Below are 17,493 nucleotides of genomic sequence, written 5' to 3' on the forward strand. Positions count from 1 at the left end.
TAAACCCGCTCATGAATTCTCCACGCCACATGCCCTGTGCCGTTCTGATCGAGTGGGTCGCCTAACAATGAGCGACTCGTGAAATGACATCTGCGCCCGTTGCACCAAAAAAACCTGCTACCTCCAGACTGATGACTCAGCGGAAGATTGATAGGAAAATTAAATCAGGTCGTGGCTCCGGCGTAAGAGAATCCTATGAGCCCTGGATCAAGATTTGGGATATACAATCGAGGGGCGTGTCTCACCTTGTGCCGGGAGTGAAATTCCATCGCAGCCATCACCTGCTATCCAACGCTGAGCGTGACTATCACCTGATCCTTGAGCAGGATCCCTCTATCATCGACGTTCGCGAGCAGTTTCCGCTTTTAACACAAGCTGAAACCCAAGCGATCGCTTCGAGTCTAAACTTCCGTCACCCTGTGTACCCGGGTACTCAGGTCCCTGTCGTTATGACTACAGACTTCCTTATCACTTTCATAGATTCAGAGGGCGAAGAAAGGCTGGCCGCGCGTTCTGTAAAGTATCGAAAGGAGTTTGAGGAAGCCGGTATCAGGGAGCGGAATCGGATGGCAGAAAAGCTTGAAATCGAAGCAAAGTACTGGGCTATGAGGAAGGTAGAATGGAAACTTGTTTTCCATGAAAATCTTTCGAAAATCAAAATAAAAAACTTAACTATTCTTAGAAGTTATGCACATATCCATCCTTCTTTGCCTACGGATAAGAATGTTAATAGCCTGCTAGAATATATAGCTGAATGTGCGACTGATCAATTGCCCTTAAAAGCACTTTTAGAAAAAGCTTCAAGGTCAATTTTTATCGAATATATGGGTGTTAAGCGACTGTTTCATCATCTTTTATGGACGGGTAGGCTTAAGACGGACCTAACTACTAGTTTGATAAGCTTATCCGAGCCGTTGCGCGTCTGGGTTAGTGATTCGTCCTTTTCCGGTGCACCAAAAATTGAGGTACCCCGCCATGCTTAGTCTGGGCGTTAACAGTATCGTTTCTCCAGGTGAGAGCTCTGGGCTTCTGAAGAAACCAGTTAGGGTTTTAGGAATAAGGAATGATTTTGTCTTAGTTATTGAATTGGGAACGAATCCATCTAAGCCTTGGCGCATTGAAAGGTCGCTTTTAGTTGAAGAGATAAATAATGGTGCGGCGGTGCTCAATCTCGAAATGGTGCCCATGCATCTGCTTCGAAGCGATGATGAGATTGGCGAGAATGAAAAATTAAGCAGGGAAAAGAATTGGAAACTAGTACGTGGTTTAGTGGAGGGTCAGGTTCCACTCGATATTTTAACGTCTAACTTTGGAGCTCTCGTTGCTAATCATGCGCTGGTGATGGGGGTAGACCGAAAACAAATCTATCGCCTGCTTTATCGGTATTGGAGCATGGGGCAGACACGTAACGCTTTTTTATGGAATACAAGTGCGTGTGGAGGTCCTGGGAAATCAAAAAACCGTACCTCCGGTATCGTTCCTGGCCGACCGCTTAAATATCGTGGCGTAGTAGTGGATGATGGTGGCGCAATTTTGCTCGAAGCGCGACACATGGGGCATATCCGTCTGGCTTATGGTCGCGTTGCCAGTGGCAGATGTGGCAGCCTAAAGAGAGCGCATGAATGGATGCTCGATAAATTTTATAGGTCGGTCAAGTCCGATGGTTCGAAGGGAAACCTGATACGCGGCAGCTATCCCTCCATCCACCAACTGAATCATCATGGAAAACTGTTTTTTGATGAACTCTATAGATTGAAGACTCGCGGCGGAGCAATCCGTTACAACAAAGATCATCGTCCGCTAGTGGGGTCTGCCTCGGAGGGGTTGGTCGGTGCCGGCCATCGGTACGAAATCGACTCGACCGTTGCTGATGTATATCTGGTCCATCGAGTCAATCGGTTGTGGCTTATTGGCAGGCCAGTGTTGTATGTAGTGGTCGATACGTTCACCAGGATGATTGTAGGCGTTCATGTGGGTCTTGAGGGACCCAGTTGGAATGGCGCTAGGCATGCCATCTACAACGCCTGCACTGCCAAGAAAGATTTTTGCAAGCGCTATAACATTGAGATTGATGAGGGTGACTGGCCGTGCGCTCACCTGCCAGTTGAAATTGTCGCAGATCGAGCCGAGCTGCTCAGTGAAGCTGGGGAGACGATGACAAAGACTTTAGGTACGGTCCTCAAGATTTTGCCACCGTTTCGGCCGGACTGGAAAAGTATCATTGAGAGCCGGTTTCGCCTGATCAACGAAAAGCTGGATTTGAAATTTTCCCCGGGCGGCGTAGATGCTCGGAAAATGGAGCGTGGTGATCGTGACTACCAGCTGGATGCCATCTTCGATATCGATGAGTTTACTGAAATGGTCATCGTCGGTGTTCTGGCTCACAACAAGAGCCTTCGCGTCCCTCATCTTCTGACCCGGGAGATGATCGCTGCGGAAGTAGAGCCCACTCCGATAGCTATGTGGAACTGGTCTATGGCAAACAATCTTCTGAATTCGAAAGTCGTGTCGCCCGCGGAGCTTAAGATTGCGTTGTTGCCCTCGCAGGAGTGTCGCATCGGCCGAGGCGGTATCAGTTTTCAAGGCGTGCAGTACACGTGTGAAACGGCTATCCGTTCAGAGTGGTTGGAACGCTCTCACAATTTCAAAACCAGATACGTCAGGGTTTTTTACGATCCAAACTCGATCGAGAATTGCTGGATCAAGTCTGAGGCCGGTTTCGAGCCGTTGACCATCGTACCGCAGCACCGTGCTAAGTATGCTGGGCTTCGTATGGAGGAGGTCCTCGATATGATCAAGATTTTGAACCAGGTCTCGCCTGACGCCCGATATGAAGATGCTTCCACTGGAGCACTCCTCCAGAGTCGTCAAGAGGAAATCCTTAACCGGGCGAAAGCTAAACGGAGGGCCCAAGGTAACCCAGAATCAGACGCTGACTTTAAGCGTGACAAGCGTTCGAAGCGTGCCACAGAAACTCAGAATGAGCGTGACTTGCATACCGCTGATCTAAATCAACTCCGCCTTGTAAATAACTCGCCAGACGCAGTTGAAATTTCAAATCCAGTAGTCGAAAAACCTGTTTCGGGCAGGAGCGCTGCTTTTCTGAAACTGGTGATCAACGCGGATAACGAGGCCAATCATGAGTGACTTCAGTTTTGCGCCTGCTGAGTACGTCTCGACAGGCATGCCTCAATACGATGGTAATCCCCTGATTGAGTGCCTCCCCAAGATTCTGTCGGATGTCGATGTCGTCAGACGCATCGGAAACACCCCTGCACGGCCTAATGAGACGGAAAGGGCGATGGACCCGAAACTTCGTGGTCATGGGATTAACAGGCTGAAGGACGTCGTCGTACCATTTGAAATCCACCTGCGACTGGAGGATTTGTTCAGTCAGTTGATTCGGTACGGGTACACCGGACGCAATCCTTTGCATGCGTCCACCGTAAAGCACCGATTGCCTTCTTCTGCGGAAATCAAGGGGCACGGATTTATGTCCACCGCAGAAACAATGACCCTGATCGGGTTGAGCGGAATGGGCAAAACGACCGCTCTCAACGCCATTGCCAAACTTTATCCACAGGTGATCAGCCACAGTAAATACAAGGAGCAGATATTCATTGAGACGCAGGTGGTGTGGCTCAAGATCGAATGTCCGCACGATGGCTCGTTACGGGGGTTTTGTGCGGCTTTCTTCTCTTCGTTGGATGCGGCATTAGGCATCGAGAAATATTCCAGCAGAGGCTCTACTGGTCGCAGCATCAGTGTCATGCTTCAAAACATCAGTCAACTGTGCAAAACCTTTTCTATTGGCGCGCTTATCATTGATGAAATGCAGCACCTTTGCTCGTCTCGAGGCGGCCAGGATCGTGAAAAGCTGCTCAATTTCTTCGTGACACTATCGAATGACGCGGGCGTCCCACTGGTCTATGTCGGCACAAATGCAATGCTTCCGCTGTTTTCAGGTGTATTACGAAATGCTCGCCGTGCGGCGGGAATGGGGCCGATCGCTTTTGACAGATTCTCCGAGGATGATCCATTTTGGGCGCACTTGGTGTCCCAACTCTGGGCTTACGACTGGACCAAAACTCCCGCCCCGTTGACGGGGCGGCTGCTTTCCAAAATCTACGATCTCACCCAAGGAAACACTGACTTTTTAGCCAAACTCCTAATGCTTTCTCAGCGTCACGCAATCTGGGAGGGCATCGACTCTATCTCACCAGCGTTACTTCAGCAGGTGTACGACAACCAGATGAGGCTCCTCCATAAGCCGGTTGAGGCACTCCGGAGCGGCGACCCATTGCAGATCGCTGACTTCGAGGACATGATGCCTACAAAGGACCAGATCGCGCAGATGATGAATTACGATCTGGCGCGCCGTGCCGATAGAACTCACCTTTCTCTCATTGCCCAAGCAGCGATTGCACCCGTCGAGCATATTGAAACAGAGACTGTGAAGTCGGTCCGCAAGCCAGTAGTTCCGGTTGCCAACGAGACACTACCAAACGCCCATTTTTCTAAAGGCGATGATGTTGAGGCGCAACTTAAACAGCGTGGCTGGGTGGATCCGGACTCTGCCTGGTGACATGAATCGCGGGAGCCAAGTCAATGGAGCGCTTGCATTGGTTTCCTCAGCCTTTTCCCGATGAGTTGCTCTACAGCCTAGCGGTGCGCTATCACAGACTATCGGCAAACCACAGTTATCGCCGGACAAGCCAGGATTTATTTGGCGTGTATTCTCGGACTTGCGGCTCAATCCTGCCATGCTGCTTGGGGACCTTATCTCAGGAGTTAGCCCGGGCCTATTCGGTGAACGAGCTAATTAACCGTTTTACGCTTTTACCTCTCTATGAGCCTTTTTTGAGTGAAGCGAAGCGCAGTGCCGCGCGAGCCGCGATGGCTGGTAATTCCGGAACTGGTCTGAAGATGAGCTTAGGCCTCACAGCGTCAGGTTTCCTCAAGCATGCGTCCTTTCGATATTGCGAAAGCTGCGTTGCTGAAGACAGTCGCAATTGCGGCTCGGCCTACTGGCACCGTATTCACCAAGCGATGGGCGTTTGTGTTTGCCCCCTGCATGGGAAGGCACTCCGCGCAATTACATTTCCGGATGGAGCCGATTGGCGTTGCATGCTGCTCCCGGGAGAGGCAGTAGGTTCCCAGATCATGGAGACTCCTGCCGAATCTGCAGTTGATATCGTAAGTCAGATGCAGTTATGGGCTCTCAATCATCCTACGGATGTGCAGAGGCTCCTGGCTGGTAACTTCCTGGGATACCGGTTGGAGAAGATGGGATTTCTCAAGTCCGGCAGGATTAAGGAGCAGGCTTTACGGGCTTTCTTGACGCCGAGTCTTTTACTTAGCTCTCTCGCTAATGAGTTTCAGGAGATCTGCCACTCCTGTGACTGGGTATTTACAGTCTTGCGCCCCCGCGAGAGGGTCATACAGCCTTTGAAATTTTATTTTCTTTGCTGGCTCCTTGAGACAGACCTCGAACAGCTAAGGGCTTTCGATCCTCAAGCTGATACTTGCAACGAAGAAGCACATAAAGGCAATGACCCTGGTACCACTATCGATCATGGCGAAGTCCAGGCGCGTCGGGCAGTGTTTTCAAGCAGCCTCAATATGAAATGTCATGAAAAGCCTGGCTATCAGTGGCTGTACCGCCATGATAGGGAGTGGCTAGCAGATTACGTGTCTGCACATCCCTTTATCCGATTAAGGCCGGAGTTAGTCGATTGGGACGCACGAGATCTAGCGCTAGCTCGAGATCTGCTAGTGGCGAGGGATCAGATCCTATCTACACAGAGCAGGCCTCAAAAGATCACCCGCGCGGCGCTGGGCAGGAAAGTCGCCCATAGCTACGATTTTTTGAGGAGGCCAGGTAAATTTCCAATAAGCTTTTTACTGATGAAGGACATGCTCGAATCTGATCATGACTATCAAATTCGTAAAATCTACTGGGCGGTGAGGCATTATCTTCCGCCTGAGCAAAGCGCTGTGAGTGTTGTATACCGACTTGCCGGAATCAGGGTGCCTCATGTCACTGTGAAGGAAGTATTACATATACTTTCAATCGCATGATTTACTACTAATAAATTCTACGCTTTAGAGTTAATAACTTATATATCTCAACTATTTTACTTGTCGAGAAGATGCTTCGCTCTTGAGCAATAATTTAAAATATACTTCGGCAGTCTCGCACCCAAGAAATGCGAGTATAGTGTAATTGTTGTCTGAGTAAGTTTTGGAAATAGGGGTTCTTAAGTCTACGCCGAATTTGTTCTTTATAAGATTTTTTATAAAATTTTCATTTTGTTTTATTTCATTTCCATATCTCAAGCGAATGCTATTAATAATCAGCCAATCAGTTCTATATGACATAGGCGTGGCACCATTGTACGTCAACAAGTCGGCAACAAACTTTGAATAGGCGAAGCTGAATGAGTCTGGCTCTTCGACTTGAGATTTATATTTTTGGCTGCATATGCTCAGTCTAGAAATCTGATGGTTTTTTATTAGCGTTAAGCATGTTGTGCATCTATCCATGAGTCTTGAGCCATGCACGCTACAGACTTGTACCGACGTAGGGACATGTTTCCGGTGAACATATGCCGTGCCATAGTTTTCAAAATCCTCTAATGCACAAATAGGACAAATTTTCCTCCAAACCGCTGGGGTTACAGCAATATCTTTTCTAGTTCGCGCAAGTGCCGCAGTCAGCGGGTACAAGGTATGGTTTTTTAGAACTTCTTCAGATACGTTTCTTTCTGTAAAGAAATCAGGGAATTGAAATACGGCGTGTGCTCTAGATTCATATTTATGACCAAGTGCGTATCCGTAGCCTTTTCTGGGCAATGGTTTTATGTGAAAGTCTTTCAGCGTTATTGTTTTGAGGCCCAGCATCTCGTTCCCTCTCTGTAGCACAGACGCAACATACTCCCCGGGCAAGGGTGTAAAAATTTTCATCAGTTATTCCGTAATCGGCCTTTCCTGGCAGCGCTGCAAGCGCACAAGCCGGCTATTCTACTTGATAGTTATCCGTTTGATGATTTACCTGATTTTTACTAGGCTATTGCCCGGTTAGCGGTCGCGTTTTGGGATGATGCCGCCGTGGCTAATGTTTTAGATGACGGCCTGCTCAGGCGGATCTTGAGGTATCAGCTTGGATAAGCGCGCATTAGTGAACCTGGCTTGCGAGGATGCAAATGAAGGGACGTCGTAAGGTTAAAACTGACAAATGGCATATGCGCGATCAGTTCATTCGCGAAGCCCGGGCCATACTCGCTTCAAAGCCGGACGCCGGCCAGCGCTTTCTGCGTATCACTGCGCAGACGGAGCTTGAGGAGCCTGTCGGACTACTTGCTGGTAGCCGCAAGGCACCGGAAGGAATTTCAACAAAAAAACACTAGCCCGTTAACTGAGGTACTTCGCATGCCAAACGAGTTGATTGCACGAGCACACGATGACGGTGTAGCGCCATCTTTCGCTCATGAACGCAAGCGTAGCGCTGCAGTGCTGATGCTTAGCTACCAGTGGAAATATCCAAATATATCCTGTTGACTATAATTTATAGTCAGCAGGATATATTTGGATATTTACCAGGATCCGCACGCTTGGTGGTGCTTTCGCAGAAATGGCCCACAATGTCACGCTGATGCAAAATTGACCATCTGCCGACTTGGCGATTCAATGCCTCATAAGTATTCAGTCCCGAGTCAGACCTCCTAACGCTTGACGAAGTAGAAGCTTGGGTCAGCGAAAATGTAGCCGATGGGTCAATTATGCATCAGCAGTAACAACCATGAACGGCAGAAAACGGCCAAAACGTCGGCCAGAAAGCACTTGCCGCAACGCCAGTGCCTCTGCAGAAAAGCCCTGCTTGTTGATGCCAACGCAGAATTGACCCACATGCTGACGCAATACTGATCCGTCACCAAATCTCAAAAAACTCACTAGGACAATGGTTGGCGAGAAACAAACTGGGGCATTTACATCTCGGCAACCGGGTCAGTTTGCCGTCGGCGCCAACACACAAGCGCCGTTCGGAGCGAATGCCATAGCAATAGCCCACGACTAGCATGCGGATCATCAGCTCAGGATCAATCGAAGGACGCCCAATCGGGCTATAGAAATCGGCGAGGTAGTGGCGAAGGTCGCTCAGATCGAGACACCGATCAATGCTGCGCAGAAGATGATTTTTTGGGATGTGATCTTCAAGGTTGAACGAGTAAAACAGGCGCTCCTGTCCACTCGATAACTGTCCCATCATGCTGCGTACTCTCCCGCTGGCCGATGAGCAGATTTTGCCTTAGACCAATCAGGAGAGCTACTTTTTCAACAGAATCGACCCAAAGCTGCCGGTCGCGACAGGCAGAAATCGATCCGTGACTTCCGTTCGTTGGAGGGTTGGAACCGGCTCATCGCTCCCTTGTGCAATCTCTGCAGTCAAATCGTCTGAATGCCCAGTGAAACACGCTATCATCCCTACTAAATCGAGCTCATTCAGAAATGCCCCCACCCTGGATGTCTACATGACGCATCATTTTAAGTCTGAAGCTGTAAAATCTGCATGGAAATATGTCTGCCAGCTTCGTTCGCAGCTTGCAAAGAATAAGGCAAGCCTGGTGTTAGGTGCTGGAGTATCACGTGACCTGAACCTTCCTATGTGGGAAGTTTTGGTCGGACGGATGAAGGCCTCCATGGCAAGTCGAGCTCCTGAAGTACATGGCGTAAACGACGCAGCTGGAAAGGCAGCGTTGGTGCTTTTTGAGATATTCAGCTCTTACAAAAAATACGACCTCGCTCAAGAGGGGCGCTACACAAACGATGCGATTGTTGAAAAGAAAATTCTTTCCGACTGGCGTGAATTAATCCACAAAGCCTTATATCAAGATATAAATCCTGACGGACGACGCGCGACGATAGATGCACACCCATACTTTAAGGAAGTTATTGAATTTGCAAAACATTCTGAATTGACCGTCACATACAATTTTGATGACTTTTTAGAATTTGGCCTTTCATGCGCAGATCTGAATCCCACTAAGCATGAGCGACCGTATCAGACTGTATGGTCACATCATACTCAGTTCACAAAAGACAAATGTGTGATATATCATCCGAATGGATTTTTGCCATTTGACCACAACAAGTTTCAGAGTGAAAATCTGATTTTTTCGGACGGAGCATTTGCGGATCAGTTGCTTGATGGCATAGGGGGAGGCTTATCTACACTTCTCCATGTTCTTACGAAGAAGACGAGCATTCTAGTTGGGCACTCGCTGACTGACTCCACCCTGCTTCATCTTCTTAGAAAAGCAGCTTCTGTCAGTCCGGGAAATTATAATTACTTTATCAGATTCACAAACGAAGAGCTTGACCCTCAGAATAAAACTGCAATATTTGAAGCGAATTTCAACAACTACAACCTTGTGACCTTGTTCTTCGACGGCGCCGATATTCAAGAATTTTTACGGGCCATCACTATGCCCGAGGTGGAATTTATCCAAGAGTCTGATTTTTTGGGCCTTCAAACTAAATATGTTTATTACGTCGTAGGTTCCATTGGGATCGGGAAATCCACCGTGATTAGCCAATTTGGGAGCTTAGTTACGCTCGACGAATGGTTTGATGAAAGGCCGCCGGAGATGGCCCGCTCTCCTGACGATCTTAGCACGAGCAAGACAATCACCATCGATGACTGGACTAACGAGCAGTTTGGGAAGAAAAATAACTACTTAGATAGGAAAAAAGTTGGAGTTTTTCTAGTCGATAGATCTCCCTTAGATCCTTTGAGTTTCGTCGTCGGCGTACCTGAAAATGATCGCGCTAAATCAATGCTTAGTCATGGAATTCGGCCAGGGTTTTCAAAAAAGAAAATCGTCCCTGGCGAAATTATCCATATGATTGGAGATGTCAATGAAATATGGTCGCGTTTAATTACAAAACGGAAAGAAAGCAGCTGGCCGCCTGCTAAAATTCATGCGCTGCAGGAAAAGAGTTTGGCGATTTATGAAGGCTTGCAGCCTAAGAAAATACATTCAACTCAAAGAAAGGAGGTTGACGTTGTACGTGACGTTGCAAAAGTAATCTTTTCTTGCGGTTATTCTCCGTCAGATCTGGATCAGCGTATGAGTGATATCGCGAATGCTTAAAAAAACTACAATTTACCTCGCTGCACCGCTTTTTAATGAGGCAGAGTTGGCATATAACAAATCGCTCAAAGCCAGACTTCAGTCTCACTTTGACATATTTCTGCCTCAAGAGGATGGGTTACTGCTACGTGAGTTAGTAGCAAACGGTACATCGGCGGCGCTAGCCGAGAGGATGGTTTTCGACGCCGACATAGCTGCCATGAAGGAGTCAAATCTTATTGTGGCTGTCCTAAATGGCGCTCACATTGATGAGGGAGTCGCATTCGAACTTGGTTTTTCCTTCGCGCTTGGAAAACGATGCGTGGGGCTGAAGAGTGATATTAGGCAATCGTTGCCCACAGGCAATAATCCGATGATAAATCAAAGCTGCGAGAGAATCTTCAACTCTACGGATGCTCTTGTTTCTTGGCTTATCGCTACCTACGCCAAAAAACACAACTTTAGCATTTAATTTAGCCCTGGTGTTGGCACCGATGTGGAATTAACCTAGTTGCCGAGGGGCCACTGACCCAGCCTGATTCTTCCCGACCATTGCCTGTGCTGGGTTTATGCCGATCTGGAGGTGGGTTAGTCTGGCGTCGGCACATGGGTCAATTCGGCGTCAGCGTCAACAGTCCACTTCGACTCTGGCGGGATATAGCTTCTAAAATATTCCACTATATCTAATGTGCTACTTGAAAAAAGTACCATGTCAGCATAATTCTGACGCATAAACCCCTGTCCAACCATGCGCTTAATCATCAACTCGAGAGGTTTATAAAAACCATTTATATTGAGAAACGCACAGGGCTTTCGGTGTATACCCAACTGTGCCCAAGTCCACTGTTCAAAAATCTCCTCCAGTGTCCCTGCGCCCCCAGGTAAAGCAATAAAGGCAGAGGACAGTGCCGCCATTTTATCTTTGCGTTCGTGCATATTTTCAACTACATGTAAATCGGTCAGGCTGGTATGGGCAATTTCGCGTTCAACAAGTGCTCGAGGTATAACTCCGGTAACGACGCCCCCATGCTGCAGGGCAGAGTCTGCTAAAGCTCCCATCAGCCCAACTCGGCCGCCACCATACACAACACTAATGCCAGTCTCCGCCAAAAGCTTACCTGTCGCTCGAGCAGCGTCCATATAGACGGGATCGCTACCTTCAGACGAGCCACAAAAAATACCTATAGAATGCATTTAATTCACCTTCTGAGCACTTACTAAAAATCTACGCTTACCTTTAATGATCACAGAAAAAATATTCGTTTGCTAATATATGTTTCTACTCAAAGTACTATTATTCGCGCGCGCCTGCATGCCTGAGACGATCATTAGGATGACCGCAGGCAAAATCACTACGCTTGCCGATAACATCGCTCCTCTAAACCCTGCGATATTAAGCATCCCACCTCCGATGATCACTCCTAAGCCGATCGCACTGTTCAGAACCGCCGTATGGATCGCCGTTGCTGGCACGGTATGTTCCCCGGCAATTCTCAGAACCCAAGTTTGCAGGCCGGTAAATAAAGCAGAAATGGCCACGCCCCAAATTACCAGCAACACAACGACCGGAACTATACCTACTGCAGGACCGAAGAATCCCAGAGCCGCCAACGCACATGCCATCGCAATTAACGCCAGCAGAATATACTCTTTCAAATGGCGATCAATGAATAGCGCGCTAAGCAAATTGCCGAGAAATCCAGCTGCTCCAAAGGCAAATAATAGAACAGCGATGAGGTAGACCGTAATATCCGGTATCTGACCAATATATGGCTCTACGAATGTGTACGCACCGAAATGCGCAGCCGCAGTCAGCCCAGTGATAGCGTAAGTGATAAGAAGATCCTTGCGACGGAGCACCGTGGCAAGTCCCACACCTTTGGACATCGAATTAATATTCATAGATGGCACTACAAGAGCTATAACGCCCGCGCTGGCGAAACACAGCAACGTCAAGCACATAAATGCGGTGCGCCAGCCATCGTACTGGCCTAGCAGATTTATGAGTGGAACCCCCATAACTGTGGCAATAGTGATCCCCCCCAAAACGATCGAAGTCGCCAACCCAATGCGTTCTGTGGGAACAATATGGGCGGCGGTTGCAGCGACAATTGCCCAGAATACGCCGTGCGCTAGAGCACCAACGGCACGCGCAGCGAGCAACGCCGAGAAGGTAGGCGATAGGGCAGCCAGGCCATTTGACACGGCCAATATCAACATTAAAACGATCAGCAGCACCTTACGGGGGATCCACCGGTTCAACCAATTCGACAGCAGTCCGCTAGCGGCTCCAATCCATGCGTATAGCGTTACTGTCAGCCCGATGGTAGATGGGGGCTGCTCTAGGCTAGTCGATATTTGCGACAACAGTCCGATGGGAGCGAACTCGGAAGTTACCATTGTGAATGAAGCTACACATAGAACGCTGACGGCACACCATATCCGCAAGGCTGAATTGACCATCGCTAACTACCATCCCTGTTCACAGCCGAGTCAGCTGAACCCACCAGCGCGGCCTCGTCAGACACGCGCTGCTGGGTCCAGCACCTTCTTACATTAGATATCTACCGATACGTCGTACTCAGCCAGCCAGCTATTCATGCCTACAACCCTTTCCATACCCATGCGCTCATGCAATGGAGAGACTTTACCTGCCTCCCGCGTCAAGGTGTCCTTGACTCGCGCCAAATCCAAAAGAGGCCGCACCGGAGCATCAGTATCCGCCACAATTGCAGACATGGCTGAACGTAGTTCTTTTTCATAGGCTGGGTCCTGGGTGGCCGGATACGGATTCTTGATTCGCTGAACGATGGAGTCCGGCAGCAGATCCCGTGCCGCGGCGCGCAAAACGCTCTTTTCCCTTCCATCGAAGGTTTTCATTTCCCAAGGAATATTAAAAGCATATTCCACAAGTCGATGATCACAGAACGGTACACGAAGCTCCAAACCCACCGCCATACTCATGCGGTCCTTTCGGTCCAATAATGACTGCACATAGCGTGTTAGGTGAATATGAGTGATCTGCCGCATGCGCCGATTGGTGGGGTCTTCCCCTGGCAGTTCGGGAACGGCGGCAAGTGCTTGGCTGTAGCTGTCTTGAACAAAGGCGGGCATATCAAGTTTCGTCAGCATTCCTTGGTCGAACAAGTTTTTGCCATCGAACAGCTTGACCGTCGCCGTAGACATCCAGGGAAAGGTATTGGCTGGAATAGCTGCTGGATCATGAAACCAACGATACCCACCAAATACTTCGTCAGCGGCCTCGCCTGATAGCGCTACAGTGGACTGCTTACGTACCTCCTGAAATAAACGATAAAGTGAAGGGTATAAGTCTCCCCAATAGGCGGGTGGCAAGTCTAAAGCCCGAACGACCGCCGTGCGTAGTGCCGGGTCCGCGAGCTCCCGGCTGTCGAGCACTATCTGCCCATGATTGGAATCCACCCATTTGACCAAGTCCCAGACAAAGGGCGTGTCAGGTGTGAGACGGAAGCCATCGCTGACAAACTCTTCACCATGGTCTTTGAAATCAAGGGAGAAGGTGCGGACATTTTCCTTGCCTTGAGCCAGAAGTTTTTTGGAGGCAAGAGAGGTAATTGTCGAGGAGTCCAGACCTCCCGACAATAGAACGCACAGAGGAACGTCTGTGATCATCTGGCGGTCAACAATGTCTTCCAAAAGATCGCGAGTGTGCTGAATAGTTTGCTGCAACGAATCAGCGTGCTCTTTTGCTTCCAATTGCCAATAACGACGAGTCTTCAGGCCATCTTGGTTGACCTTGACGATCTCACCGGGCAGTACCTCCTTCATACCTGCGAAGATAGCCTGTCCGGGCGTTTTGACTAGCTCTAGCAACTCACGCATACCATCAGCCTGGATTCGCCTCGGCACCAGCGCGTTGGCCAAGATAGCTTTAGGCTCAGAGCCAAATATCACGCCATCAGCAGTAGGGAAGTAAAAAAGCGGCTTTACACCCATTCGATCTCGAACCAGCAACAGCTCCTTTTTACGGATATCCCATAGGGCAAAACCGTACATGCCATTGAGGCGCTCGGCAAACTGCTCTCCCCATTCAATATAGGCGCGTAATACAACTTCGGTGTCACTACTGGTTTTGAAGGAATGCCCTTTGGTCACCAACTCAGCGCGCAGCTCACGAAAATTGTAGACCTCACCGACATAGCTAATCACGGCCACATCGTTCTCCCGACCAGGCGAGCTTGCAGCCATAGGCTGCTTGCCTCCCTCCAAGTCAATAACCGACAGGCGCCTATGGCCTAGGGCAATGGGGCCTTCGATCCATAAACCTTCACCGTCGGGCCCACGCAAAGCCATAGTATCGGTCATTCGCTGGACAGTATCCCGATGCTGCCTCAGATCCCTTGAGTAAGAAAGCCAACCCGCCATTCCGCACATAGTATTATCTCCAGTTGTAATAGGAACTCTCTAATCGAACAACTAAAAGTGCAGGCAGATTTAATTAGCTGCCATGCGAACGAAGCACCGGTTGAAGTAGCTTAACCCCTCAGTTGCATTTCCTATGTGCACGTTCACAGGTTCGCAGAAGAGTACCCCGTGAGAGTGCACACGATGAGTAGCGACAACTCGGCAATCGAAGACCACTAAAGCATCCGTGAGTACAGGAGAACCTGTTGCACCGGTATGCCATCGGCCAAATGAAAACTTTTCAACGCTATTACTGGGTTTAGCGAATATCTCGCCGAGCTCTGTATCATGAGAAGAAAGCACATTGACGCTTAAAATCTCGCTCTGTAAGCACGCTTGGAAAGTGCTCGACATTTGATTTAGGCATACCAGCAACGTTGGTGGAGCATCCGATACGCTGCATACGGACGTCGCAGTCATCCCTTCAGAATGGCCATTGGCACGCGTGGCAATGATGCAAACTCCAGCCCCCAACTTGGCCATCCCATTGTGATAATCATGTTTGGGTACAACTTCGCTCTGACTGAATTCAAACATGCGATACCTCATTGAGAGATCGAGCAAACGCTATACGAATAGAGGTGCTGCGTTTAAAAACTCAACGATGTTACAGGTTCAATGCCTACGACCGATGCTGTACTTTCGAACTTGTTCGCGAACAGGTCCTGCCGTAACTCTTCGACGTTGTATAAGTGAATTTTTTTCTCTTCTAACCAACGCTCGTCATACAGCGTATCGAGGTAGTTGGTACCGCTGTCAGGCATTATCGCCAAGACACTCTTCGCCGATGAGCCGTATAGGCATTGCAGTGCGCCGTAGGCTACTAGCCCCGCGGAGCCGCCTAGCAGCAGACCATTTTCGCGGGCCAAAATCCGGCACATAGATATTGCGTGGTGATCATCGATCAGACTGTGGTAGTCAAAGCAATCCAGGTGAGTGTTGGCCGATCTCCACGCCAGGCCGACGCCATTGAGCAAGTAAGGAGAAAATGCCCCACCTAAAACCGCAGACCCCACCACATCACACGCTAGTACTTTGACCAGAGGGCGATCACGTTTTATGCCTCTGGCTATGCCGGATAGATGTCCGCCCGTGCTTACACAGCCAGCCAGTACGTCATAGTTATGGTTGTCGAATTCCTTCGCTGAAACCTTTTCGTGATAAGCGGGATTGTGTGGATTGTCATACTGATTAGGCCAATAGGAACCAGGATAATCGAGCAACAGTTGCTGGACCCTTTCGATCCTTGCCCGTTGATATCCGCCTTGATCATCAGGTGTTGTCACTAGGTCAACTATCGCCCCGTAAGCCTTGTACCAGTTGATAGCAGTGGAACTGACCTTGGGGTCGACCACCACGATCACCTTCAATCCCATCGCAGCACCAATCATGGCCAAGGACTTTCCGAGATTGCCAGAGGTAGATTCGATCAAGGTGCCACCAGGCTTCAGTTGGCCTGATTCCAGAGCCGCTAGCACCAAGCCCAATGCGGTTCGGTCCTTGATGCTGTGGTTAGGGTTAAATTGCTCCAATTTCAAGTAGAGTTTCTTACCGCTGGGGACAAGCGAGTGCGAAAGCTCAACGACAGGACACGAACCAATGGTTTCCAATATGCTTTTCAAAGTTGACTCCCTTCATTTCCTATCGAAACGACGACGAAGCGATAATCCCCAACTCGGGACAAGGATCCACAGTCAAAAAGGTGTTGAGTTCAGGTCCGATGAACAACGGGTCCTCGAGGTGCAGCGCCCCAAGACCGAACTCGTAATAAGGCGTTTCTATTGAGATCACCATCCCCTGCTCAACCTGCGCGTCTTCACCAGGCGCTAAGATCGGCCGCTCGTAGGGTTCGTGACCAATCCCATGTCCAACGTGGTGACGTCTGTACTCAGGGAAGCCTTCGTTTCTGACGCACTCCATAGTCATATTGAAAATCTCTTTGCCAGACATCCCAGGCCTGATAGACCGGGCCGCGTGCAGCATCCCTGCACGTAGCGCTGCATAGCGCAGGGCCGTTGCATCGGCCACGTCACCAAAGGCATAGACCCTGGCCAGATCAGCCCAGAACCCTAGGTAGCGAGTATTCGAGTCGAACCAGATCAAGTCTCCAGTTTGCAGAGTGATATCTGCTCGCTGACGACGCTGGCCGCCAACCGCCCCACGGCCGATTTTGATCATCGTCAGTTCGGGACGACCACCGAGTTCGGTGACCGCGGTCTCAAAGATCTTGCTAATTTGTATCTCACTGATACCCACATGTACCGCGTCCATCACGCACTTTATTGCCGCTTCGTTGCAACGAGCCGAGCGGGTGAGCATCTCGACTTCATAGGGGGTCTTGACCCTGCGCAGTTGCCGTATCAGGGACGATGCGAATACGAGAGCTTCCCGACCGAATTTTTCTTGCATGAAAGCGAGTTGGGCATGAGCTATTCCGTCTTCGTCACAACCTATACGCGTTAAAGGGGTAACACCCAGCTCTTGCAATAGAGAGAAAAGCGCCTGTTGAGCGTTTAAATGTTTTACCGACTTGCTAGTCCATGTGTGTATAGAGAATTCATCCCCGAGCAAGACTGCTTCATCCGCCAGCTCTCGATAGAAAGTGCCGTAGGTAAAAACAAGACCAATTTGGCTTTTCGATTCAGTAATCTGGTCGCACTCACCACAAGAATGAACAATATGAACAACCTCGGGCTGCTGTCGGCAAATCAGCAAATAGCATTCGCCATAATACGGATTCAACTCCTTAACGACAGGCCTTATCCCTGTGAAATAATTTATGTTTTCACGCGTAGACACTAATAACATGTCGATACTTTGCGAATCCATGAGACTGGAGAGCCGATCAATATTATAAATCATGAAAAATAAATTCCATTCTTTAAAGTTATCGTGCGAGGGCTTCTTGAGCACTAAC

Annotated in this window: 14 protein-coding genes and 1 pseudogene; 7 read left to right on the plus strand and 8 right to left on the minus strand. The window is 49.2% G+C overall.

The window, feature by feature from the left end:
- Window positions 1-83: 83 nt before the first annotated feature.
- The 4 genes from Q8X51_RS08780 to Q8X51_RS08795 are packed head-to-tail and all read left to right on the plus strand — an operon-like array spanning window position 84 to window position 6,081.
- A complete protein-coding gene (locus Q8X51_RS08780) occupies window positions 84-983 on the plus strand; it encodes a TnsA endonuclease N-terminal domain-containing protein (protein ID WP_407693766.1) in 900 nt (299 codons plus the stop codon).
- Complete coding sequence (locus Q8X51_RS08785) at window positions 976-3,147, plus strand: transposase (protein WP_407693765.1); 2,172 nt, start codon at window positions 976-978, stop codon at window positions 3,145-3,147. Before Q8X51_RS08780 ends, Q8X51_RS08785 begins: the two co-directional genes overlap by 8 nt.
- Window positions 3,140-4,585, plus strand: a complete 1,446-nt coding sequence (locus Q8X51_RS08790) for an ATP-binding protein (RefSeq protein ID WP_407693764.1) — start codon at window positions 3,140-3,142, stop codon at window positions 4,583-4,585. Before Q8X51_RS08785 ends, Q8X51_RS08790 begins: the two co-directional genes overlap by 8 nt.
- A 23-nt stretch (window positions 4,586-4,608) precedes the next feature.
- Window positions 4,609-6,081, plus strand: coding sequence for a TnsD family Tn7-like transposition protein (locus tag Q8X51_RS08795; protein ID WP_407693763.1), 1,473 nt, complete (start codon window positions 4,609-4,611; stop codon window positions 6,079-6,081).
- 51 nt (window positions 6,082-6,132) lie between these two features.
- Here the strand turns inward: Q8X51_RS08795 and Q8X51_RS08800 are convergent, their stop codons facing one another.
- Window positions 6,133-6,966 carry a TniQ family protein gene (locus Q8X51_RS08800; RefSeq protein ID WP_407693762.1) on the minus strand — a complete coding sequence of 278 codons (834 nt, stop codon included), beginning with the start codon at window positions 6,964-6,966 and terminating at the stop codon, window positions 6,133-6,135.
- Window positions 6,967-7,205: 239 nt separating this feature from the next.
- Here Q8X51_RS08800 and Q8X51_RS08805 point away from each other — a divergent pair, with 239 nt between their 5' ends.
- Entirely contained in the window at window positions 7,206-7,409 is a 204-nt protein-coding gene (locus Q8X51_RS08805) for a hypothetical protein (protein ID WP_407693761.1), read from the plus strand.
- A gap of 620 nt (window positions 7,410-8,029) precedes the next feature.
- Here the strand turns inward: Q8X51_RS08805 and Q8X51_RS08810 are convergent.
- Window positions 8,030-8,269: pseudogene (locus Q8X51_RS08810) on the minus strand (transposase); the annotation flags it as partial.
- A gap of 262 nt (window positions 8,270-8,531) precedes the next feature.
- Between Q8X51_RS08810 and Q8X51_RS08815 the strand changes: the two are divergent.
- Window positions 8,532-10,154, plus strand: coding sequence for an SIR2 family protein (locus Q8X51_RS08815; RefSeq protein ID WP_407693760.1), 1,623 nt, complete (start codon window positions 8,532-8,534; stop codon window positions 10,152-10,154).
- Window positions 10,147-10,605 carry a nucleoside 2-deoxyribosyltransferase gene (locus Q8X51_RS08820; RefSeq protein WP_407693759.1) on the plus strand — a complete coding sequence of 153 codons (459 nt, stop codon included), beginning with the start codon at window positions 10,147-10,149 and terminating at the stop codon, window positions 10,603-10,605. Before Q8X51_RS08815 ends, Q8X51_RS08820 begins: the two co-directional genes overlap by 8 nt.
- A gap of 116 nt (window positions 10,606-10,721) precedes the next feature.
- On the opposite strand, the gene Q8X51_RS08825 is transcribed toward Q8X51_RS08820, so the two are convergent.
- The 6 genes from Q8X51_RS08825 to Q8X51_RS08850 form a co-directional block, all read right to left on the minus strand.
- Window positions 10,722-11,327: a TIGR00730 family Rossman fold protein gene (locus tag Q8X51_RS08825; protein WP_407693758.1), complete on the minus strand. Its 606-nt coding sequence runs from the start codon at window positions 11,325-11,327 to the stop codon at window positions 10,722-10,724.
- A gap of 72 nt (window positions 11,328-11,399) precedes the next feature.
- Complete coding sequence (locus Q8X51_RS08830) at window positions 11,400-12,596, minus strand: MFS transporter (protein WP_407693757.1); 1,197 nt, start codon at window positions 12,594-12,596, stop codon at window positions 11,400-11,402.
- Between the two features lie 93 nt (window positions 12,597-12,689).
- Window positions 12,690-14,546, minus strand: coding sequence for an asparagine synthase (glutamine-hydrolyzing) (asnB, locus tag Q8X51_RS08835; RefSeq protein ID WP_407693756.1), 1,857 nt, complete (start codon window positions 14,544-14,546; stop codon window positions 12,690-12,692).
- Between the two features lie 60 nt (window positions 14,547-14,606).
- Window positions 14,607-15,113, minus strand: a complete 507-nt coding sequence (locus Q8X51_RS08840; RefSeq protein WP_407693755.1) for a flavin reductase — start codon at window positions 15,111-15,113, stop codon at window positions 14,607-14,609.
- Between the two features lie 53 nt (window positions 15,114-15,166).
- The gene (locus Q8X51_RS08845) at window positions 15,167-16,198 is read right to left on the minus strand and encodes a pyridoxal-phosphate dependent enzyme (RefSeq protein WP_407693754.1); all 1,032 of its coding nucleotides are present in this window, start codon (window positions 16,196-16,198) and stop codon (window positions 15,167-15,169) included.
- 19 nt (window positions 16,199-16,217) lie between these two features.
- A complete protein-coding gene (locus Q8X51_RS08850; protein WP_407693753.1) occupies window positions 16,218-17,438 on the minus strand; it encodes a M24 family metallopeptidase in 1,221 nt (406 codons plus the stop codon).
- Window positions 17,439-17,493 lie beyond the last annotated feature (55 nt).

It is taken from the genome of Pseudomonas sp. Yb2C2 (assembly GCF_052112325.1).
Lineage (GTDB): Bacteria > Pseudomonadota > Gammaproteobacteria > Pseudomonadales > Pseudomonadaceae > Aquipseudomonas > Aquipseudomonas marginalis.